Source organism: Bacteriovorax stolpii (assembly GCF_002872415.1).
GTDB classification, from domain to species: domain Bacteria; phylum Bdellovibrionota; class Bacteriovoracia; order Bacteriovoracales; family Bacteriovoracaceae; genus Bacteriovorax; species Bacteriovorax stolpii.
Genome location: NZ_CP025704.1, coordinates 602,266 through 624,435, shown reverse-complemented (window position 1 = coordinate 624,435; position 22,170 = coordinate 602,266). Strand labels below are relative to the sequence as shown.

The following is a 22,170-nucleotide window of genomic DNA, read 5'->3' as shown; positions in this document are numbered from 1 at the left end:
TAAATTTTGAAGAGATCAACCAAGTACAAACTGACATCTTTTTTATGCCTGGGTCTAGTCCTTATTGGATACAACCAGTGTATCAATCCGATGCAAGCGACAAATAAATCAGCAATGAAATTCTCTGCTGATGGAAAAAGCTCAGGGACAGGGCAAGCGCCAAATAATTCAAATACACTCTCATCTGCAGAAGTAAGAGCGATTTCAATTGAGGCCTTTAAGACGACAGTCTACCCTATCACCCGCGCCCGCTGTGTTTCTTGTCACGGGACAACACAAACACCACTGCATGCATCTTCTAATGTAGAGACGGCTCACAATGTTTTAGTTGATAACTTTAAAATCGATTTCAGTAACATTCCTAGCTCACGCATGGTCTTAAAACTTAAAAATGAACGTCACAACTGCTGGGGTGACTGTACGGCCAATGCCAATGAGATGCAGGAAGAGATTACTGAATGGAAACGCATTATTGATGAAAAGGCACCAGATGCTACAGATTCATCAAATGTTTCAACTCACACGACTGCTGAAACAAAAACAATCGCTGAAATCCTCAGTCCGGAAAACCTGATTGATCAGGGAACCATCACTCTGATGGCAGAAAGCGGATCACTGCGCACACCAATGGTTAAAGCAACAGATAATGGAACTAGTTATATCTGGGCACCTGAAGGAACAGGGACAAAAAACCTGACAAGTGCTGATGCCGGTTTAGCGTATGTGAACTTCAAGCTGACAAATTCAGATTTCTACAAAGTGTACATGTTAGTAAACGCACCAGACGCCAACTCTGATTCTGTTTATGTTAAAGTTGCCGGTTCAGATACAAAAGAATGGCACATCAGAACACTGACAAAAGGTTTTGAATGGCGTGAAGTAACCAATACAACTTCATACCAGGATTCTCCATTTTATATTGCCGGAGGATCTAACTTTGGAGTTGAACTTCGACAGCGCGATGATGGTTTAAAAATATCAAAGATCACGATTACTAATGACCCGATGTTTGATCCAAATGCAAGCAAGGCCTTGAAGTCTACGATCAGCATGCCCATCTCTTCTCTTTCTGGCGTGAGTGGGTCAATGCTGGATATTGATATCGAAGAATACGATATGTACAGCTACAAGCTAACCAATCCAAGAATCAGGACCACTCAAGACATTTACGTTAAATCACTAAAAGTTCTGGTAAATGGTTCGTACAATCCACAACATGCGACTTACACGGTCGTGAATAAAAAAGTCTCAGCGGCGGATGGCGTCCTTTCAAATTACTCAATGATTCTTTTAAAGGATAAGGGATTAGACAGCGACAAACTTTCATTTGCTTTTGATCACATTGGGACATCTGAGGCGCCAACGACAACTACTCCGACAACTGGAACGGGGACAACTCCGACAAATCCAGTGACGAAAATTTCATCTGTCGATGGATTTAAGCAGACTCTCTGGCCGGTTCTTCGCACTCGTTGCGTGAACTGCCACGGCGACAGTCAGCCTCCTCTCCACGCTCACTCTAACGTAACCACAGCTCACACGAATGTGGTTGAAAGTGGACTGGTGAATTTCACTAACATTGGAAGCTCTAAAATTTCTACAAAACTTAAAACGAATAGACATAACTGCTGGAGCGATTGTAATTCCAACGCCGCAGAAATCGAAGGCCAGATTACAATTTGGAAAAATCTCTCAGGTAAATAATGTTTAAAAAAGGTATTCTGATTTCTCTTTGCTTATTCGCCCTTGTCCTCGTCATCGATTTTGTCTGGAAAGCTCAAATGATGACGGGGGAATCGGCCCATATCAATCGCGGATTTATTTTTGGAACTCTTCAAGACCTGCCGGCCAGTTTGACGTTAGTCACTCTCTGCTCAATGGGTGGGCTCTTAGTTTTCGTTTATGTCATGATGATCATTCTCCTTCCTGCAGAACTTCTACTTTTAAAAGCCGGGTTAGGACTTCTTTCTGGTGGTGTTTTAGGAAATGTTGTCGACCGTGCGATTCATGGCGGGACATTAGACTTTCTTCCCATGCAAATCCCGGGATTGCCTCCTATCGTTTTTAATCCCGCGGATGTCTTTCAATGGTTTGGAGCTGCGATCATTGTCGTTAAATTGATTACAAAAGAAAAAATCATCTGGTATCCAGAGAATCAAAGAGGTTTTGGTCTGGTTAATGCCAAAGAACAGATGAAGTTCGCTTTAAAGTTTGCGACCATCTCACTATGCACATGTTTAGTCTTAGGACTCTTCTCTCTTTCGTACTTAACACTAACTCTTCAATCAATTAACATTCACAGTAAATCGACTGTCATTGGTTTTGCTATCAGTTACCTGGCGATCACTCTGCTCTTTACAGCTGTTTCCTTTATTGCCGGGCTGCTTTTATCACAAAGAACTGCAGGACCTCTCTACGCCTTTGAGAAGTATGTTGAAGACTTACTTAATGGGGATCAAAGAGAATTGAAATTAAGACAAGGGGACAATTTCAAACATCTTGAAAATGTCGCCCTTAATCTTAAAAACCACCTGAACAAAAAGTAATTACATGACTTCAAGAACAGCGGCATTGCGGTTGATTGTTAAAACTTTCAGTGCATTTAAGTATCGCTCAAATGAATCGATGTCTGAATACTTCGCCAGCTCCTGCACAGCTCGGTGAGCGAACTCACCTACTTCTTTCATTCCAAGAAGCTCGTCAGCTGGGACGGATTCCCAGATAACTTCGGCCGTCGCTTTATCTTTAAGAGTCGCAGGATTTAGGATCAATTCCTTAAAGGCCTTGTACTCCATTTTCTGACCACTCTTAGAAAAGCTTACATAAAGTTTTCTCGTCATCGCCTCTTCAACCGCACGGTATTGAGACATAACCTTAACTGACTCTGCAGCCGTCTTACGGTTGGCCATCTCAGCAACAGATAGCTGGAATGACTTGAAAGCATCATACGCCGTTTCTGATTTTACATAACGTTTTAGCTTCAACGTTAGTCTCGCCTGCGACTTATAAGTCTCATGTACCAGGCGCGCTCTCGCTGTCACTAGTCTGCGTAAAGTTTGTCCTTCAGACATCATACTTAAAAGCGGAATCTTTCTTCCCTTGATGAAGTTAAACTCCGGCATCCCCTGAACAAAAACGAAATATGGAATTTCGCGTTTTCTCATTGGGATATCGATAAAGATATCTGTCAGGTCTTCAATGTTCTTATTGATATAAGCATTGAGCTGTCCAGGTCTGCTTCCCATCGCATTGAGTTCTTTTTCAATACGTAGGATTTTCGCGGCGTTTTTCGCTAAGGATTCGTTTCTCATGCGCAGGAACCAATCCTTCACTCCACTATAGATTGGAATGCGTCTTCCAATTCTATCCGTCGAATTAATTTCTCCCATGATACGAACAGCTTTATTTAAGCGCTCACCAGAGTAACCTTGAACTAGGCGAAGCATCTCTTTCGGGTTATCCCCAAAATAGTTGGCCATCATAGTCGCGGCCTGACGGTCGATCTGCTCTTTTGATTCTTTAATCGTGACTCTACCAATTTCAGCTTTTACTGTTTTGGCCACAGCAAGTTTAGCACGCTTGATTGGATCAAGGACTGCTCCAATTCGCGACATCATTTGCTCCATACTAATTTCACCTGAAGTATAAAGCTTTCTGATTTTTGAGATCTTGGTCGTCGCATTTTGTAGAGTTTTAGCATCCACACCTACGTTCTTTGCTGTATTAGAAAACCCTAATAAAAAGTGAGCGGCTCTTACTTCTTCTTCCTGAGTCACTGATTTAGCCGCTGCTTTAAAAGAAGCTTTACCCGTTTGTCTCATCATCGACTGAGTTGAGACGTACACAAGTTTAGGTCCAAGAGCGAGTGATCTGGTCGCGACACCAATCAGAGGGAAAATACTAATGGCCTCAAAAGCCGCCCAAGCGTATGAGCGGTGAACTTCATCCGCGCTACCTGTGTTGGCAAAACCTAAATCCTCCATCACTTTGATTTGGGCCTCTGAAACATCGGCCTCAGCTTTTCTCTCCAGTTCGTTTCCAGTTAGCTTGATCTGAATTCCCAGGGAAGCTAAGCCGGCAACTGCCATCGCACCACCAAGCGGAGCACAGATACCACCGGATAAAGTCGTACACGCACCACCGACGATAATGGCGGCCACTCCGGCGACACCGGAACCAATCCCCCACCACATATCACGCCATTCGCTTGAACTCATTTCGTTGATCTTGCTTAAAACATCTTGAGGCACGGCCGGAAGACCTGCCATCTGGTTTAAGTCGTTTTGCGCTTTCGTTGTCGAATAAAAAATGTTTTTAAACTGCACTTCATCGTTAATATCCATTTTACAGAAACGATCCAGCTCCTGCAGGATTTGCAGTTTTCTCGTTTGCGCCGCTTGTTTTAAGAGGTCTTTATAAATTGGTTTTTTATAAGCATCATCCAGCGCCAGGAAGTTTAGTTTTAAACTAAATGTGTTATCGATACCGTTTACTTTAGAGAACTCTTCAAACAACGCTTGCTGCTTAACCGGATCGCGCAGGTTGTATAACTTCAGGAAGAAATCCCCTAATTGCGCTTCTGTTTTCTTTGAAACATTTTTAATTTCTGAAACCGCTTTCTGGCTTAGAGTCGTTCCTGTTCCAAGTGCTGCTTGCTCAGAAAGAATGGTCTTATAAGAAATATTTTCAGCAATTGAATAATACGCCTGATTATTTCTCTTTACACTGAAGAGCTGTGCGTTTCTTTGCTGAATATCATCCAGGATATTTCTCCAGATCTGCTTCTTCTCTCCCGAGTTAAGCAGTCTTCCGGCATGGTTATAACTAAGTGGCAGATGCAGCCCCAGGATCTTTCCGGCCTTCTGAAGAGTGTTGTACTGAACGCTCACGTTGTTGATCTTACACATGACCTGATCGTTGGCTTTGGAGAAATAATTTTTTGTATCGTACTGAGGAAGAATACCTTCCTGTTGATACTCCAACTGATCCAAGGCAACCATGTAGCTAAATTTCAATCTCGCCCATGGGTTTCCAGCCGCCATCTGATCTAAAAGGAAGTTAAGCTCAAATGGTTTTGCATCCGGAAGAAGCGCAAGGTGATCCCTCATGTTTGTCCAGATGAATCCCAGGAAGGGATAAAGTTCTTTGTATTTTGTTTCTTCCAGTCTTCTGGTTGGAACGTATTTTTCTCCTGTGCGGAATTCAGACATGAAGTCTGAAAGGTTTGCCAGGATGTTATTTCCTTCGAAACAAATCTTATTCAAATCTGGAGACCTGCGGCTTCCCATCATACAGGCGTTCTGCACAACTTTATAAAGAGCAGAACTCGTCGGTGCACTTCTTTGTTGGTAAAGAGTGTCTGCCAGGTATCTTAAACTCCAGTCTCTCCAGACAGGTGAAGAGTACATTGATGGAAAATCAATGCTAACTTTTCTACCTACAAATTTTTTCTTCATGCGCTCAGTGATTAAATCACTGTAGTCCACGAAACCATTTTGTTGCATTAACTCCAACAGATAAGGAGATAAGTTTTGTTTTCCTGGGTAAAGTTGTTTTACTTCACCACTTTTCAATGTCACTTCAGCAATATCATCTGCCGGGAAATCCCCTAACATTTTCTGGAAGATATCAAATCCCGCATACGTTACATTTTGCCCTTTCACTTTTGCTCTAAACGCACTTTGAGCTTCACCTAACTTGTACGACATGACCGTCTGGAAGTGGGCCACATCATCAAAGTGTGGTTCAAGGGCCTGAGGTCCAGAGCCTTCAGCACTTCTTAAAGCGTTCTTATAGTTTTCGAATGGAACAAGACCGCTATAACCTTCTTTAGTCGGGTCTTTGTTAACGTTATCGATATAGTAATCAAGATAAGAACTATCATCTTCTTTGTATGTCAGACCATGGCTGGCCAGAATGTTTTCAAGGAACTGGTCACCAACACCTTCTTCGTAAGTGAATTTGAATTTTGGAGGAAGGTTTCCGTTAAAGTGTGTTTGACATGAATTGGGAATCGCCAAATCAGCACGACTTCCTAAAATGGTATCGTATAGATACACTTGAGAAAGCATCATATGCAGAGTCATCCACTTTAAGGCCATAACGTAGTTCTTCGACGATGGCGCTTTTAATAAAGTGATTACGTCACGTCTGATAATATCAGTCGCTGAAAAACTTAGACGATAAATCCCATTTTCTGCCGGCTGGATTTCTAAATAGAATGGACTTGAGGCCGGGCTTGGTCCCTGAGTAATAAGCCCAAGCTCACTTTGATCAAGACCTTTAACAAAGGCCGGAGTCATATAAGGCTGAAGACCAAGATAAAAAATCTTTCCATCATCTTCTTTTGGAAGATACGAACGCATGATCACGACAACATCTCTTACTGGAAGAAGAACGTTTTCAACGTAAGTTGCCAGTAACTCTGCGCGGTCTGCGTGAGAGTAATTTTCATTGTGAAGAATCGGTCCAAGTGTTTTTAAATAACCCTGGGCCTCAGTTGTAAAGGCCACAAATGTCGGATCGATTTTATTCTGGAAATAAGTCAGTTGTTTCTTTTTTGATTTCTCTTCTTGAATAGTCGCTTTAACAACTTTGTCAAAGTACCCTTCTTTTTTTACTTTCGGACAGGCCTTTTGATTAAACTCTTCGCGGTCGAGACTGTAATTATCCACTGAACATGAATCGCGCTTAACAGAGGCCATAAGCTTCTTAAAGTCAGCGTCCATCTGCTCTTTAGAACAATTCGCATCCTGTTCCGTGCCAATCAAACGAGTCTTGAAACTTTTCATCTTATTGACGAAATCATCAAAGTTCGCAGCTGATGCCGGCTTCCTTCCCCATTCACTGAAATTCAGCGAACACGACTGAAGAATAAGACATAGAATAAGGACACTAGAATTTAACCACTTCATAGTTACTCCAGACATTAAAGATCAATCTCGTATCGGTTTTGTCAGGTATTACTTTAGTTAAATTTCAGATTTCAAAGACTTAGGTTTTAAAATAAAGATTAAACTTATTTAAAGAAATAGCCGACAAGATCGGTATGATTTGGAAAAAGTCACTCCTTATTTCTGCTTTCACTCTACTTGCTTCCTGCTCACATATGCCGGAAGAAAGAATGTCTCTGCGTGAGCCCGCAGAAGCGGCAGGCTCATGTCAGGAACTGGCCCAAAGTCTATTCTTAAAAGAGAATTATGAACCTGATTTACAGAAGGCCTTAGTTGATAAAAAACTCATCACCTTCTCTAATAAGTTCGTTACTGTTGAGCACCCAAAACTTAACTGGATCAACAAAGCACGCATCTCTTTAAACAAGTCGATTAAAAACTGGAACAACAATAAGTACCCGGCTTTTTATATTTTCAGCGACGAAGAAGTTGTCACTGAAGCTAAAAGATATTTTCAAACAATTGATAGCATCGTAAGCCCTGACGTTGCCGTTGATCCTGCTGCAACAAAAAACATGGCAACAGTTGAAGGATGGATGAAGTCTTTTGAGTCTTATCAAAAGGACGTCGACAATTTATTAGAAGAGCGTATCTCTCTTCAATATAATCTTTCTCTGCTAAAAAAATTAAAGCTTAAAAAAGATGAAGTTCGCGATATTAAAGTGACTGTTAAACGCAATGGCGTCATGGTCGAAGAAATCCTGACGTTAAGAAAAAGTGAAAAAGACCTGGATTACCAGGTGAAAAGATTTAAAGAAGAGATCAAGGCCCTTGATGGAACTCTTCTAAAAAATGGGAAAATCAAAGACCGAATTATTAGACAAGCGATGCTGACTGATATGTTAACGATCGTTCAAAGAGAATTTGAATACGGGATTAAAAATGCCAAGGCACCAAACCCTGAATTGCAAAAAGAACTTGAGCGCATCACGGCCATGATTCAAAAATCAGAATTCCAACCGACGACGTATGGAGTTTACCGCATCACTAATAAAGTCTTTATCAGAGAGCTTGCCGCTCTTACTAAGGCCGATGTGGCCTACAAAAAATTCATTGAGACTCCACTCCTAAAGGTAAAAGAAGTTATAAACGCCTACATTCAAAACCGTGCGATTAAAAACCAAACGGATGAAGAAAAAGTAGGAATTTTAAAACGCATTTATGCCAAAATCACCAGCATCACGCCTAAGCAGGCGGCGATTACCGGTGGAACTGTGGCCGTTGCCGGAATTGGTATTGAAAGATATTTTTGGATACAAAATAATCCAACTCATTCTGACGCTGGAGCTGCTCGTGTAGAAGAAGTCACTGACCAATCAGAAAGTGTCGACGTCAAAGGAGCGAGAGTCGTTGAGACCAATGATGCTCAAGGGGTTCAGACGAATGGAGCTCACGAACAACAGCTTGACCGCACTAAAAAAGAAGAAGAGAAAATCTCTGATTCTCACTCAAGTGTCATTGAAGTTCATATTGATGAATTAACAGGACAATAAAAAAGGCCCCATAATGGGGCCTTTTTATTTTAGTTTCTTAGGTCTTTTCTTAAAATCTTTCCAACATTACTCTTAGGAAGTTCGGTTCTAAACTCAACCAGTTTTGGAACTTTGTATCCAGTCAGTTCTTTGCGGCAGAAAGCAATGACTTCTTCCGCTGTTAAACTTTCATCTTTTTTCACGATGAAAAGCTTAATGGCCTCCGTTGATTTCTCATCAGGAACTCCGATGGCCGCCACTTCAAATACTTTTGGATGAGTGGCCACAACATCTTCAATCTCATTTGGATAAACGTTGAATCCTGAGACCAGGATCATATCTTTTTTACGGTCGACGATTTTCACATAACCTTGGTCATTCATGAATCCGATATCACCTGTTTTAAAGTATCCATCCGACGTCATAACTTTTGCTGTTTCATCATCGCGGTTCCAGTAACCTGGCATGACTTGAGGGCCTTTAATACAGATCTCACCTACTTCATTCAGACCTAAAGTTTTATCATTGTCATCTTTGATCACTACGTCTGTAGAAGGGATCGGAAGACCGATAAAGCCATTATAGTCTTTTAGATTAATAGGGTTGATACAAGCAGCTGGTGATGTTTCTGTTAATCCATAGGCTTCGAGTAAAACTTTTCCAGTCACGCTTTTCCATTTATCGGCAACAGCTTTTTGTACGGCCATTCCTCCACCAAGAGCAATTTTCATTGTAGAGAAATCCAGAGTTTTAAAATCTGGCTGGTTTAATAGGCCATTGAAAAGTGTGTTTACACCCGGGAGAACTGTAAACTTCCATTTTCTCAACTCACCAATAAAGGCCTTCATGTCTCTTGGGTTTGTAATGAGAACGTTTGTCGCTCCAATTGAAACAAACACCATTGAAACAGTCAGTGAGAAAATGTGGTAAAGCGGAAGTGGTGAAATGAGAATTTCTGTCTGTCCGCCAATCGCTGGAGAAAGCCACGCGCGCGCCTGACACATATTCGCCACCATATTTTGATGAGTGAGAATAGCACCTTTGGCTACACCTGTTGTTCCACCAGTGTATTGTAAAAAAGCGATATCTGATTGACTCATACTTGGCTTTCTAAATTTACTTGCATCGGCCATGCGCAGTTCAGACATAAAACTCTTCGCACTTGGAATACTCCACGCTGGAACCATTTTCTTAATTTTCTTGATCACGAAGTTCACGATCATCGATTTCGGGAAACCAAGCATATCGCCAATATTTGTTGTCAAAACATGTTTACAGTCGGTCTTATCCAGGACCCCTTGAAGGGTATGACAGGCATTTTCGAAAATAACGATGGCCTTAGCCCCCGAGTCCTTGAGCTGGTGCTGAAGTTCACGTGCCGTGTAAAGTGGGTTGACGTTTACTGCGACGAATCCACCCCTTAGGATACCAAATAAGGCCACTGGGTATTGCAGAATATTGGGCATCATCAGGGCCACGCGGTCCCCTTTTTGTAGCTTAAGATCGTTTTGTAGGTAGCTGGCAAACTGGCGGCTTAGCTGATCAACCTCTTGATAAGTAAGGCCTTTGCCCATGCAATTAAAGGCTTCTACTTGAGAGAATTTACCAAAACTCTCATCCATTAAGTCGCCTAAGGAATGGTACTTTTGCATCTGATCTTCGATGGTCGCAGGAACGCCAGACTGATAGTTTTTAAGCCAAATTTTCTCCATAAAATCCCCTCGAAAAAGTGTTCCATAAAAGTTTAATAGACAATGTAAGATTACGCAAAGTGCTGTGAAGCAAATTTCTTTAATTTTATGTTTGCCCAGAATATGAATCGTGTTATACCTGAGGTCTAATAGTTACTTTGGTCCTAAGAAATTACCTGTCTTTGACCATTTTTTTGGAGTTTTTTGTATGGCTACTAAATTGTATGTTGGAAACCTTCCTTACTCAGCAAAAGAAGAATCGCTAAAAGAGCACTTCTCTTCAGCTGGATCAGTTGCATCTGTGAAAATCATCATCGATCGCGAAACTGGTAGATCAAAAGGTTTCGGATTCGTAGAAATGGATTCAGATGATGGAGCTCAAAACGCTGTATCACAACTTGATGGTCAAGAGTTCGAAGGACGTTCACTAAGAGTTTCTGAAGCTAAACCTCAACCAGAAAGAACTGGTGGTGGATTTGGTGGAGGCGGTTCACGTGGTGGATTCGGCGGCGGAAACCGTGATGGCGGTGGACGTGGTGGATTCGGCGGTGGACGCGGAAGAAGAGAATAATCTTTTTTTAAAGACTATCCATATACGGCGGCTCCTTCGGGAGCCGTTTTTATTTAAGCTGAATGAACACTCCTACTCTCATTGAAAACATCGACTACATAATCAACGAAGACGGCAATCTGGTCTTCACTGCTCACTATCTTTTAAAACGCGGTCATTGCTGTCAGAGCGGTTGTCTTAACTGTCCTTACGGATACAAGGATAAGGCCGATCCAAACGTTCCAGCGGAGTTTAATGACTCCTGGGAAGACGATTATTCGTACGACAACGAAGAAGACGACGATTAACATCTAACCATTCCTTAGACACCATTCCATTCATCCTATTTGAGATATAAAATCAACTTATGGAATTCGACTATATTGTCATTGGTGCCGGCAGTTCAGGACTTACCTTTGCTGCATTAATGGAAAAAAAAGGATTTAAAGTTGCTGTGCTTGAGGCCCACTCCCTGCCGGGTGGCTGCTCGTCTTATTTTGAACGCGAAGGTTATACCTTTGATGCTGGGGCCACAACTCTTTCTGGTCTAAAGGAAAACAGACCACTATTTAACCTGATTAAAGAACTAAACCTTCCATTAAATCTCACTGCAATCGATCCTGGAATTGTTTCCATCTTGCCGGATAAAACAATCTTTCGTTTTAAAGACCAAAAAAAATGGAGAAACGAATTAGAAAAAAAATTCCCGGGCATTGATCATGAAAAACTCTGGAGCCGCTTAAGTGATATTGAAGAAAAAGGCTGGCACTTATCCAGTGCCTTTAAAAATATCCCTCTTCGATCAATTGGGGCCGTAACTGGATTTTTAAAATTAGATACATTAAAAGCTCTCTCGTCATTGCCGGCCCTTTTTACCAGTGTTGAGAGTGAGCTTCGCGCTTTAAAAATAAATGACTCCGGATATCTTTCGATGCTGGATGAACTCCTTTTCATTACAGCTCAAAATCACATGAGTGATACTCCACTTTTGATGGGGGCCATGGGGCTCTCTTATCCTGATGACACTTATTACGCCACGGGTGGGATGAAGGCCTTCTCGAAGGCCCTGGCCGCCAAATGCTCACACATTTTTTATCGTCATACGGTCAAAAAAATTACGCCTCTTAATGATGGACAAAACGGCTTTGAAGTCGTGACCAGTAAACAAACGATAAGAGGGAAAAAAGTTGTTTCAACGATTCCAATCTGGAATCATTCGGAGCTCTTTGATGAAAAGAGAGTTAAAGCATTTTTTCAACGCTATCCTGCACCTGATCCTTCAGCATGCTGGTCTGCTTTTATGATCTATTTAACGATTCCGCTCAATGAAAAACGCGAAGGCCTCTACTATCAAATTCACACTGACTCAATTCCTCATTGTAAGACCCGCTCTTTTTTTGTCTCTCTGTCTCATCCCCATGACCAAGAAAGATCAATTAATGGCAGACAGGTTGTGACCATTTCAACACATACAAAATCTAAAGAGTGGATGAATTTAACTAAAGAAGATTACCAAAAGAAAAAAGAAGAGTGCGCTCAATTTATTTTGAATGTTCTAAAAGAGAAATTTGACTTGAAAGATGAAGACTTAAAAAATGTAATGACCGGGACACCTAAAACATTTATCAAGTACACTCACCGTTTTCACGGCCTGGTGGGTGGAATTCCTCATTCGCTAAGAAGAAACCCAATTGATTTTTTAGTAGCGAGATCCCCTGTGCAAAATTTCTACATGCTGGGAGACACGCAATACCCAGGACAAGGGATTGCTGCCGTTGTCCTGGGTGCGCAAAATTTATGTGAGTTTCTCGATTAGTTAATCGGTTCGAAGAACGTCACCTTACCAGTTGTCAGCGAGTGATAAGCTGGGATGATTTTTAGTTTTCCAGACTTGATCCCCGGGCTTAGAACCGGACCAACAGTTTGTAGCTGTTGAGCTACTTTTCTAGCGTTGGCGATGATTGAATAATATAAGTGGTCTGTTGGATTGTGTCCGTGAACAGGGCGAAGCTCTTCAATGATTGGAATAAGCTGCCAAGAAATCCCTTTGATGTTTGGGTGTTTTTCAGGGTTCATACAAGCGCGGAAAGCTCCACAGTTTTCATGTCCCATAACGACGATAAGCGTGACTCCAAGAACTTCTACGGCCATCTCGATGCTGCCGATAACAGCATCAGATAAGACAGTTCCGGCAATTCTGCAGGTAAAAAGATCTCCGATCCCTACGTCAAATACCAGCTCGGGTACAACGCGAGAATCGGCACAACTTAAAATAGCGGCAAATGGCTGCTGACCAAGATACTGAGAGAACATAACCTCTCTTCCTCTTTCCGGGTGAGTTGTTTGTCCTTCGTAGAAAGCACGGTTACCTTCAACTAAAAGTTTAAATGCGTCTTGCCAGTTATCTGCTTTTCTCATTCTCTTAAAACCTCTTTAAGTTAATGCTAATATAAAACTCGCATGAGAAGTCATAGTCAAGAGACTTCAGGATAGACCAAGCCTTTACAAGCAGCGCAATACTAAATTTTAGTTATATACTGCGCATTTGCGACTTCTTTTCCAAGTGGCGTCCGAAGGCCCGCATCACTTCAAGATGCACTAGGGCCTGAGTGATAATGTAGATGATCCATGGGAGTGAAGGTTCAAAATCATGGATGGCGGTTATGATGTAGCGCTTGCCCTTCACTGGCAACGTCTCTCTAAATTCAAGTCGGCTTTTTTCATTGAAGCGAACCAGACTTCCACCAACAATATAAAATAAAGCACGATTCAGAGTGCTTCTTTCTTTAGAATATTTAAGCTTCAAGAGAACGATTCTGTGATGAAATAGTGAAAAGTCGACCAGGTCATCCTCCACCTGCACTTTAATAAGCGGAGAAAAAACCTGAGGAAGCCATTTCATATACTCCAGTGCCGCATCCTGGGCATTCATAAAAGAAGGAACAGGTAGGCGTTGAACTGAACGTACAAAACGATGATTCTTTTTTACAAAGGGCTTTCTTTCGATGGCCTCACTATGAGTTAAAGCTTCTTCCAGACACTCTTCAAAATTTTTAAAACGATGACCTTTAAGAGCAAACTGTCTCTCTGGGTTACAGATCATCGGGTAGCGAATGGAATCAAGGAGTGGATAAACAAGCTCCTTATTTTCCTGAGTAATCAGTCTCACCCAGAGTTTTGAGAAACCTACAAAATGCACAGGAACTTTTATGTAATAGCGCTTAAGTTTTAATCTCTCACTTATTATTTGCATTAAGTCCAGATAGGTGTATTGGCCGCTTCCCGAAAGATCAAAAGTTTGATCGTAATACTGATCACTATCTATAACTGTCGCCAGGCATTTGGTCACATCATCAACACCAATTGGCGTCATTGGATTGTTTACCCATTGAGGACAAATCATCACAGGCAAGCGATTGACCAGTTTGTACATGATCTTAAATGAAGAGCCATTGGCCCCGATAATTAAACCTGCACGAAAGGTCGTGAGTGCAAAATTCTTCTCTCTAAAAACCTGCTCGACTTCCAATCGGCTCTCCAGATGTTTAGAGAGATTCTCAATATTAGAAGGAAGTAAGCCACCAAGATAAATCACTTGTTTGACATTATTGGTATTGGCCGAGCGGGCAAAGTTATCGGCCAGAAGTAAATCATAGTCTGCAAAACTTCCCTGATCCAGATTGGCAGATGGGAGCATGGAATGAACAAGATAAAAGGCCACATCGACATCTTTTAAGGCCCGCTCAATTTCAAGCAATGAAAATAAATCGCACTCTCTCCATTCAAGACGAGGGTTGTCGCTTTTTCTGCTAAAACGGCTAAAACCAATCAATTCATAGTCGGTATTTTTTAAAAGATGTTCAATCAGTCGTTGACCGATAAAACCAGAGGCGCCAGCAATCGCAATTTTGAGCTTTTGCTTTTTCATAGTCAAATTCTACTGTAATAAAAATCATAAAGGAAACACTATAGTGTCAAAAAAGGATCTCTGACTTTAATTGATTTAAAAACTCATCAATATACTTCATCCTTCGGAGTCCCTCGGCCTTAGCAGATGCCGTATTCATGGTTGTGGCGATGGACTTCAGTTTGATATGTATATGATCAATTCCGTATAACTTATCATTTAAAGGACGATTCTCAGCAAAAGGATCGGCTAAATCATAAAATGGTCTTTGTAGTTGTGTGATAACTGAAAAAAGCCTTCCCAATCCAATAGCCCCGAGCGCATCCAAACGATCGGCGTCTTGAACAATCTGCGCTTCGATCGTTTCTGGCCTTATGCTCGCAGAAAAACTATGGGCGCAAATAGCGTGATGAATACCTTGAAAATATTTTTCCGGGTACTCCACACTCTTGAGAAAAACAATGGCTTCATCAGCAGCGAGAACCGAAGCTCTTTTTCGGTCGGGATGATCTTTCGGAAGATTGACTAGATCGTGTAACCAGGCCGCAGGGATCACAATATTTTCATCGGCGTTTTCTTCTTTAGCTAAACGCTTAACAGTAGTCACAACACGATGAACGTGAGCAAGATCATGGGCCGGGTCTTTGCTCCCCAGAGCACTATTAATCTTTTCTGCAAATTTTTCTTCAAACTCTTTCATGTACAAAGTATATGACCTTTAAAAAACCTAAGTCTACTTTTTAAAGGCCACAGCTTTCATATAGTCAAAATTCATTTTGGCGATAGAAGTTAAAGGAATATGTTCAGGACACTCAACTTCGCAGGCACCTGTAAAAGAGCAATGCCCGAAACCTTCCTCTTGCATTTGCTCAACTAAATTGTATGTCCTGCTCAAAGCCTCTTCATTTCCCTGTGGTAGTGCATTTAAATGATTTATTTTTGCTGAAGTAAAAAGAGCTGCTGATGCGTTTTTGCAAGTTGCTACGCATGCTCCACAACCAATACAAGCGGCCATATCCATGGCGTAATCGGCACGTTCTTTCCCTATAGGGATAGAATTCGCCTCGGGTGCTCCACCTGTATTAGCAGAAATAAATCCACCTTTTTGAATAATACGGTCAAAACTCGAACGGTTGACCACCAGGTCTTTAACAATGGGAAAAGCATTGGCCCTGAAAGGCTCAAGCACAATAGTCGATTGGTCTTCAAAGCTTCTCATGTGCACCTGACAAGTTGTCTGGTTATCATGTGGCCCATGGGCCCGACCATTGATAAAAATCCCGCATTGCCCACAAATTCCTTCGCGGCAATCGTGATCAAAAGCAACAGCAGTTTCTCCTTTTTCAACCAGCTCTTCATTTAACAAGTCCAGTGCTTCCAGCAAGGACATATCAGCAGTGATGTTCTCCAGCGGGTAAACTTTAAAATGACCTTTCATTTTACTATTATTCTGGCGCCAGATTTTAAAATTGATTTTCATTTTTATACCTACTTGTAACTTCTGACAGAAGGTTGCACAAATTCAAATTTTAACTCTTCTTTATGAAGAATAAAATTTCCTACATTTTTAAATTCCCAAGCTGAAACATAAGAATAACTTTCATCATTTCTAAGTGCTTCGCCATCGGAGGTTTGATACTCTTCACGAAAGTGAGCTCCACAAGATTCATTCCTCTCCAGGGCATCAACACACATCAGCTCTGCCATCTCCAAAAAATCAACCAAACGCGAAGCTTTATCTAACTCCTGATTAAACTCCTGGATTTTGCCGGTGACTTTTACTTCTTTATAGAATTCTTCTCTGAGCTCTCTGATTTCTCTGATCGCTTTTTCAAGTCCTTCTTTGGTTCTGCTCATGGCACACTCCTGCCACATAATTTTCCCCAATCTTCTATGAAGAGAGTCAACTGTTTTAGTGCCGTTGTTATTGATAATTTTTTCGAATTTATTTTTTACAGAAGCCTCTGCTTCACTAAAAGCAGCATGGTCGGTAGAAATTTTTCCAGTCTTTAAATCGTCAGCGAGATAATTTCCAATGGTTAATGGCAGGATGAAATAACCATCAACACTTGCCTGCAACAATGAATTTGCTCCCAGGCGGTTTGCCCCGTGATCGGCAAAATTACATTCTCCGATGGCATATAAACCCGGAAGAGTTGTGTGCAACTCGTAATCCACCCAAAGACCTCCCATCGAAAAATGAGGAGCGGGAGAAATCTTCATAGGCTCTGTATAAGCATCGATGCCAGTGATCTTCAAATACATTTCAAATAAATTGCCGTAACGACTTTTAATCGTATCTTTCCCTAAACGAGCTATTGAATGCTTAAAATCCAGGTACACTGCATTTTTGAGAGGCCCTACTCCATAACCAGCATCAATTCTTTCTTTTGCTGCTCGAGAAGAAATATCTCTTGGGGCCAGGTTACCAAAGGCCGGGTACCTCCTTTCAAGATAGTAGTCTCTCTCTTCTTCTGGGATGTCATTTGGCGCCCGTTTCTCATCCTTATTCTTGGGTACCCAAATGCGCCCATCGTTTCTAAGTGATTCACTCATCAAAGTTAACTTTGATTGCGTTTCACTTCCTTGAGGTAAAGCCGTCGGGTGAATTTGTGTAAAACTTGGAGAAGCAAACAGCGCCCCTTTTTTGTGTGCTTTCCATATTGCACTACCATTACAGTTCATTGCGAGTGTAGACAGGAAGAAGACTTTTGAATAACCACCAGTGGCCAAAACAACTGCATGTGCACTGTGACGACTCAACTCACCGCTTACCAGGTCGCGAACAATCACACCACGGGCCTTGCCATCAATGACAACAATTTCCTGAACCTCATGGCGAGAGAACATCTGCACCTTCTTAGCAGCAATCTGTCTTGATAATTGTGAGTAACTTGCCAGTAATAGTTGTTGTCCCGTCTGTCCGCGTGCATAGAATGTTCTTTGAACTTGAACGCCTCCGAAACTTCGATTGGCCAGGACTCCGCCGTATTCGCGGGCAAAAGGAACTCCTTGCTGGGCAAAGTGATCAATCAAAGGGGCTGAAAGTTCGGCCAGGCGATAGACATTAGCTTCACGAGAACGAAAGTCTCCACCTTTTAAAGTGTCATAGAACATTCTCCATGTATTATCGCCATCATTTTGATAATTTTTAGCAGCGTTGATACCACCTTGAGCTGCAATTGAGTGGGCCCTTCTTGGTGTATCTTGAAAGCAAAAGCATTTTACATTATAGCCACCTTCGGCCAGCGTGGCGGCTGCCCCCGCCCCTGCAAGTCCAGATCCGACGACAATGATATCCAATTTTCTTTTATTCGCAGGATTGATTAATCGACAATGGGATTGATAATTTTTCCATTTATCTTTCAAGTCACCTGTCGGGATTTTTGCATCTAATTTCATAACGACCTACCTAAAAAAGAGAATGATGGGAATAATGCCGAAGCCACAGCCGATAACCAAGGCATAGGCCATAGAAATACGGGCCATCCAACCCACATACCGATGGTGATAAAGTCCCAATGTTTTAAAAGCACTTTGAACTCCATGAGAGAGATGTAAACCCAATGGCAAAGAAGCAATGACGTAAATCGCGAGATAAATAGGGTCTTTAAATAAATCAATGACCATTTGATAGAGGTCTTCATGGTGACCTTGAATTTTAACTTTAAACCAAAAATTGGCCATGTGGATAACAATGAAGCAAAAAATGATGGCCCCAAGAAGCATCATGTTCTGAGAAGTCCAGCTAGAGTTTTCAGAAGTGTGATTTATCAGATAACGATCATTTCTGGCCGCTTTATTTCTACGAGTTACGACAATGGCGTAACCAACATGAAATAAAATGCAGGCATAGTTAATATAAGCAATCACTGAGATAAAAACATTTCCTCTTAATGCAGAAGAGTAATTGTTGTACATCACACGTGCCTGCTCTTCTGGTAAGAGCAAAAGAAAATTTGCTCCTAAATGGGCAATTAAGAAAATGCAGATAAAAAGTCCGGTCAATGCGAGAATTGTCTTTTTAAAGATGATCATAAAAAATTCCATTCTTATTATTACCTAAATAGTTTATAGATAAAAAAGACAATGGGAATTGTTTATTTAGTGATATTAATTAATCTCTGGAGGGATGAGCCCGCGCTTTTTGCTCGCAGGCCATTTTTTAATAGCGATTTCTCTTTTTAGAGCTTCTGACATCGTCTCAAACTCTTCCAGGTGAACAATCATCACCGGAGAATCTGTCCTGAAGTATTTGGCGCCTTTTTTTGAATCACATAAATGTTCAACAAAGCGCCTTTCAGGATCAGTGGAAATTCCTGTGTAGAGTTTTCCCTTCGTGGTTAAGATGACGTAGACGTACCAGTTCATTTCGCCTCAAGTGAAATGTACGAAAATGTTGTCACATCAAATAAACCGCGGTCAGTAAGTTTTAGTTTCGGGATAACTGGCAAAGCAAGGAAGGCCATCTGGATAAATGGTTCATCGAGAATGACTCCACACTCTTTGTAGGCAGTCTTTAGTTTTTTAATATCGTGGAAGAGCTCTCCTCCCGTCTTTAAACTTAAAAGACCAGCTAGAGGAAGTTCTAAAATGCCTGTGACCTTTTTATCCAGGGCCACACACAACCCTCCTCCTGAAGCGATAAGAGCGTTAACCGCAGTCACCATATCTTCAAGCGAGGCACCAATCACCATTAAGTTGTGTGAGTCGTGGGCCACAGAAGCCGCAATAGCCCCTCTCTTTAATCCCGTTCCTTTCACCAGACCTAGAGCCGGTTTTAATTCAGAGCCATAGCGTTCGATATTAGCCATAAAAAGAATGTCGTCTTGATCGAATTTCTTTCCATCGTAATTTACGACTAAATGGTTAGTGATAATTTCGTCTTTGACGATTTCAATAACGTTGTATTTGCCAGCTTTTAAATTGTAAGCGAAATCGCTTTCTTTAAGCGGCTTTCTTTTGATTGTATTTTCTAAAGGTGGAAGAGACTTTGTTAATTTCTCGTTGATTGAATCATCAAGTTTTAAATCCGCCACTCTTTTTCCGGCGATTAGTACGTCTTTGATATCAACGGAGCGAACGTCATTTAGTAAAACGATATCAGCTTGTTTCCCCGGAGCAATTAACCCCAGCCTCTTTAGGCCAAAATGTTTTGCCGCTGAATAAGAAGATAAGCGGTAAGCAATATGCGGCTCCATTTTCATTTCGTTGATCATTTTTTTGATCAGGTAGTTAATGTGTCCTTCTTCCAGGATTTCGTATGGATTCCTGTCGTCTGTGCACAGAAGACATTGAGTTGAATTAAATTCACTCACCAGCGGAGCCAGGGTTTTGATATTTTTTGCAACAGAGCCTTCGCGGATAATAAGCGCCATTCCCTTTTGCAATTTTTCAAAACCTTCTTCTTTCGTCACTGTCTCATGGCAGTTTTGAATGCCGGCAGCAATATAAGCGTTTAGCGCTTTTCCGCGAACAAGTGGCGAGTGTCCATCAAGGTTGTAATCCGAATAAGCTTCAATCTTATCTAAAACGGCATCGTTAGCATTAATGACTCCCGGGAAGTTCATCATTTCCGCTAATCCTAAAACGTTAGGGTGCTGTTTGTATTTGAGCATCTCTTCTAACTTAAACTCTCCCCCGTTGCTCTCAAACCCCGGAAGGGCCGGAACACATGAAGAAGTTTGCACGAAAAGATTCTGGTGCATTAATTCTGATGAGCGCAAAAACCACGAGTACCCTTTATCACCCATGACGTTGGTGATTTCGTGCGGATCACAGATTGCTGTTGTCGTTCCAATCGGAAGAGTCATGCGCTCAAATTCAAATGGATTCATCATTGAAGATTCAATATGCAAGTGACCATCAATAAAACCAGGAACGGCCACTGCTCCTTCTGCATCCAGGTAGCGTTTCGCTTTTGGGACATCGTTATCTAAATACTCTAAGCCAATACCTGCAATCGTTTTTCCCACGATGGCAATCGCTGACTCAAATGTTGATCCATTGATCAGGTCGAGGATTTTTACATTCTTAATAATGAGATCTGCCGCCTGCTCTCCGCGGGCAACGGCTAAAACATTTTTTAATTCTTCACGTGAGAGTGTCTGCGTTCTTTTTTGTGCTAATGACATACGTATTTACCTATAATTTAAAAAGCTCAGAAATGAGGGCATCAAAAAGTGGTCTGGCCGCAAGGCCTTGATCAAATCCACCATTAAACATAAAAACAAAAATCAAAGGGGAATTGTCTTTTCTTCCTACATATCCTGCAAGTCCCACCACTCCGTCAAGATAACCAGTCTTCGCACGCACTAGACTAAAGTCCTGCGTCTTTAGACGATTCTTCATCGTGCCATCTACACCGGCAATAGGAAGCCCTGAGAGGAATTCAGGGAAGATCAGGAAGTCGTTTTTAATACTCGTTAAAACTAAGGCCAGTTGTTTAGCAGTAAAACGATTATCGCGAGTTAAGCCTGAGACATTTTCTAAAACATAATCTTTTCTATTCAGACCCAGCTTGTCTAAATAAGTCTTGATGCTTTCAATGCCATCTTTCATTGAAGCGCCTTTTCCTTTCGTGATTTCTTCTGCCGCCAGGTTTTTAACCAGCATCTCCGCGACAAAATTGTTTGAGAACTTCAGCATATCGCTGGTCATTTCGTTAAGGTATTTTGAATCCACTTTTGCCAGAACTTTTGAATCGCTTTCACAATCGCCTTCTTTGATATTTCCTTTAACAACAATTCCACGCTGTAGCAGGAACTGCTTTAAGTGATACCCTGTCCACAGAGATGGGTTTGAAATACTCTTATAAACAACTGATTCACCTGCGTTTTGAGAAATGCTCCCAGTAATAATGATCTTATCTCGTAGCCCCATCTTTACGCGTGAGACTTCAATCGTCTTTACACCACTCTTAGCGACGGTCTTCGTTCTATTTTCTAATTCAAGATAATCGTTGATTGGATCAAGGAAAACTCTGGCCGGGTCGTTTTCTTTTAGTCCCGGGCGAATATAAACGTTGACGCTGTTCCAGTTAAAAGAAACCGGAGACACCGGCGCATCGTAAGCGCGGTCAACACGCACAGAATCTCTTCCAGCATCAAAGAGCTCTGAATCAAAGCGGCTGGCATCAATCAGGATATCTCCTTCAATTGTTTTTACACCACTGCGAGTGAACTCATTGACCAGATACCACATTTTTTCCGAAACAAACGATGGATCTCCTCCGCCTTTAATACAAAGGGCCCCTTTCAGGCTCTCACCTTCAATAGGTGCTTTGCTCCATAGCTCGGTGACGAATTTAATATTGAGTGGAAGTTTTGTAAGAATCGCTCCGCCCGTTACCACTTTTGTCAGTGAAGCTGGAACCATCAACTTTCCAGCGTTGATATCGACAACTTTCTTTCCATCATCTTCAACATATAAACCAAGAGTTGACTCAGCGAAGTGATGTTTCTTAATGATTTTCTGAAAATCTTCCTGAACACCTGCATGAGTGTTTTTGCTAATAAATAAAAAACACAAAAGTAATGAAGATTTGAGAGTGATTTTTCGCATATAAACTCTTTGTCGTAGAAGGTATTTGTGGTTA

Annotated in this window: 17 protein-coding genes; 6 read left to right on the top strand and 11 right to left on the bottom strand. The window is 41.6% G+C overall.

From position 1 onward, the window contains the following. Window positions 1-6 precede the first annotated feature (6 nt). Together C0V70_RS02885 and C0V70_RS02880 are read left to right on the top strand one after the other, a co-directional pair. Window positions 7-1,704, top strand: coding sequence for a hypothetical protein (locus C0V70_RS02885; protein WP_102242363.1), 1,698 nt, complete (start codon window positions 7-9; stop codon window positions 1,702-1,704). Beyond that, a complete protein-coding gene (locus C0V70_RS02880; RefSeq protein WP_102242362.1) occupies window positions 1,704-2,546 on the top strand; it encodes a signal peptidase II in 843 nt (280 codons plus the stop codon). Before C0V70_RS02885 ends, C0V70_RS02880 begins: the two co-directional genes overlap by 1 nt. Here C0V70_RS02880 and C0V70_RS02875 read toward each other — a convergent pair whose 3' ends face one another. Further along, window positions 2,547-6,914: a hypothetical protein gene (locus C0V70_RS02875; RefSeq protein ID WP_102242361.1), complete on the bottom strand. Its 4,368-nt coding sequence runs from the start codon at window positions 6,912-6,914 to the stop codon at window positions 2,547-2,549. Window positions 6,915-7,048: 134 nt separating this feature from the next. On the opposite strand from C0V70_RS02875, the gene C0V70_RS02870 reads away from it, so the two are divergent. Next, window positions 7,049-8,446, top strand: coding sequence for a hypothetical protein (locus tag C0V70_RS02870; RefSeq protein ID WP_102242360.1), 1,398 nt, complete (start codon window positions 7,049-7,051; stop codon window positions 8,444-8,446). Between the two features lie 29 nt (window positions 8,447-8,475). On the opposite strand, the gene C0V70_RS02865 is transcribed toward C0V70_RS02870, so the two are convergent. Continuing rightward, the gene (locus C0V70_RS02865; RefSeq protein ID WP_102242359.1) at window positions 8,476-10,137 is read right to left on the bottom strand and encodes an AMP-binding protein; all 1,662 of its coding nucleotides are present in this window, start codon (window positions 10,135-10,137) and stop codon (window positions 8,476-8,478) included. A gap of 187 nt (window positions 10,138-10,324) precedes the next feature. Here C0V70_RS02865 and C0V70_RS02860 point away from each other — a divergent pair, with 187 nt between their 5' ends. From C0V70_RS02860 to C0V70_RS02850, 3 genes are all read left to right on the top strand, one after another. Beyond that, window positions 10,325-10,687: an RNA-binding regulator gene (locus C0V70_RS02860; RefSeq protein ID WP_102242358.1), complete on the top strand. Its 363-nt coding sequence runs from the start codon at window positions 10,325-10,327 to the stop codon at window positions 10,685-10,687. A gap of 62 nt (window positions 10,688-10,749) precedes the next feature. Next, window positions 10,750-10,974 carry a C1orf53 family protein gene (locus C0V70_RS02855; RefSeq protein ID WP_102242357.1) on the top strand — a complete coding sequence of 75 codons (225 nt, stop codon included), beginning with the start codon at window positions 10,750-10,752 and terminating at the stop codon, window positions 10,972-10,974. A gap of 59 nt (window positions 10,975-11,033) precedes the next feature. Beyond that, on the top strand, window positions 11,034-12,482 hold the full coding sequence (locus tag C0V70_RS02850; protein ID WP_102242356.1) for a phytoene desaturase family protein: 1,449 nt from the start codon (window positions 11,034-11,036) through the stop codon (window positions 12,480-12,482). Here C0V70_RS02850 and C0V70_RS02845 read toward each other — a convergent pair. From C0V70_RS02845 to dacB, 9 genes are all read right to left on the bottom strand, one after another. Then, on the bottom strand, window positions 12,479-13,084 hold the full coding sequence (locus tag C0V70_RS02845; RefSeq protein WP_102242355.1) for a carbonic anhydrase: 606 nt from the start codon (window positions 13,082-13,084) through the stop codon (window positions 12,479-12,481). The two genes, C0V70_RS02850 and C0V70_RS02845, sit on opposite strands and share 4 nt — an antisense overlap. A 112-nt stretch (window positions 13,085-13,196) precedes the next feature. Then, window positions 13,197-14,594 (bottom strand): NAD-dependent epimerase/dehydratase family protein, encoded by a 1,398-nt coding sequence (locus tag C0V70_RS02840; RefSeq protein ID WP_102242354.1) that lies wholly within the window; start codon window positions 14,592-14,594, stop codon window positions 13,197-13,199. A gap of 46 nt (window positions 14,595-14,640) precedes the next feature. Further along, the gene (locus C0V70_RS02835; RefSeq protein WP_102242353.1) at window positions 14,641-15,273 is read right to left on the bottom strand and encodes an HD domain-containing protein; all 633 of its coding nucleotides are present in this window, start codon (window positions 15,271-15,273) and stop codon (window positions 14,641-14,643) included. 33 nt (window positions 15,274-15,306) lie between these two features. Then, the gene (locus C0V70_RS02830) at window positions 15,307-16,053 is read right to left on the bottom strand and encodes a succinate dehydrogenase/fumarate reductase iron-sulfur subunit (protein WP_102242352.1); all 747 of its coding nucleotides are present in this window, start codon (window positions 16,051-16,053) and stop codon (window positions 15,307-15,309) included. A gap of 8 nt (window positions 16,054-16,061) precedes the next feature. Next, entirely contained in the window at window positions 16,062-17,975 is a 1,914-nt protein-coding gene (locus tag C0V70_RS02825; protein WP_102242351.1) for a fumarate reductase/succinate dehydrogenase flavoprotein subunit, read from the bottom strand. A gap of 6 nt (window positions 17,976-17,981) precedes the next feature. Then, window positions 17,982-18,611, bottom strand: coding sequence for a succinate dehydrogenase cytochrome b subunit (locus C0V70_RS02820; protein ID WP_208107778.1), 630 nt, complete (start codon window positions 18,609-18,611; stop codon window positions 17,982-17,984). A 75-nt stretch (window positions 18,612-18,686) separates the two neighbouring features. Next, window positions 18,687-18,944 (bottom strand): GIY-YIG nuclease family protein, encoded by a 258-nt coding sequence (locus C0V70_RS02815; RefSeq protein WP_102242349.1) that lies wholly within the window; start codon window positions 18,942-18,944, stop codon window positions 18,687-18,689. Further along, entirely contained in the window at window positions 18,941-20,707 is a 1,767-nt protein-coding gene (gene adeD / locus C0V70_RS02810; protein ID WP_102242348.1) for an adenine deaminase, read from the bottom strand. The genes C0V70_RS02815 and adeD overlap by 4 nt, the downstream gene beginning before the upstream one ends. Window positions 20,708-20,717: 10 nt before the next feature. Next, window positions 20,718-22,136: a D-alanyl-D-alanine carboxypeptidase/D-alanyl-D-alanine endopeptidase gene (gene dacB / locus C0V70_RS02805; RefSeq protein ID WP_102242347.1), complete on the bottom strand. Its 1,419-nt coding sequence runs from the start codon at window positions 22,134-22,136 to the stop codon at window positions 20,718-20,720. Between the last annotated feature and the right edge of the window lie 34 nt (window positions 22,137-22,170).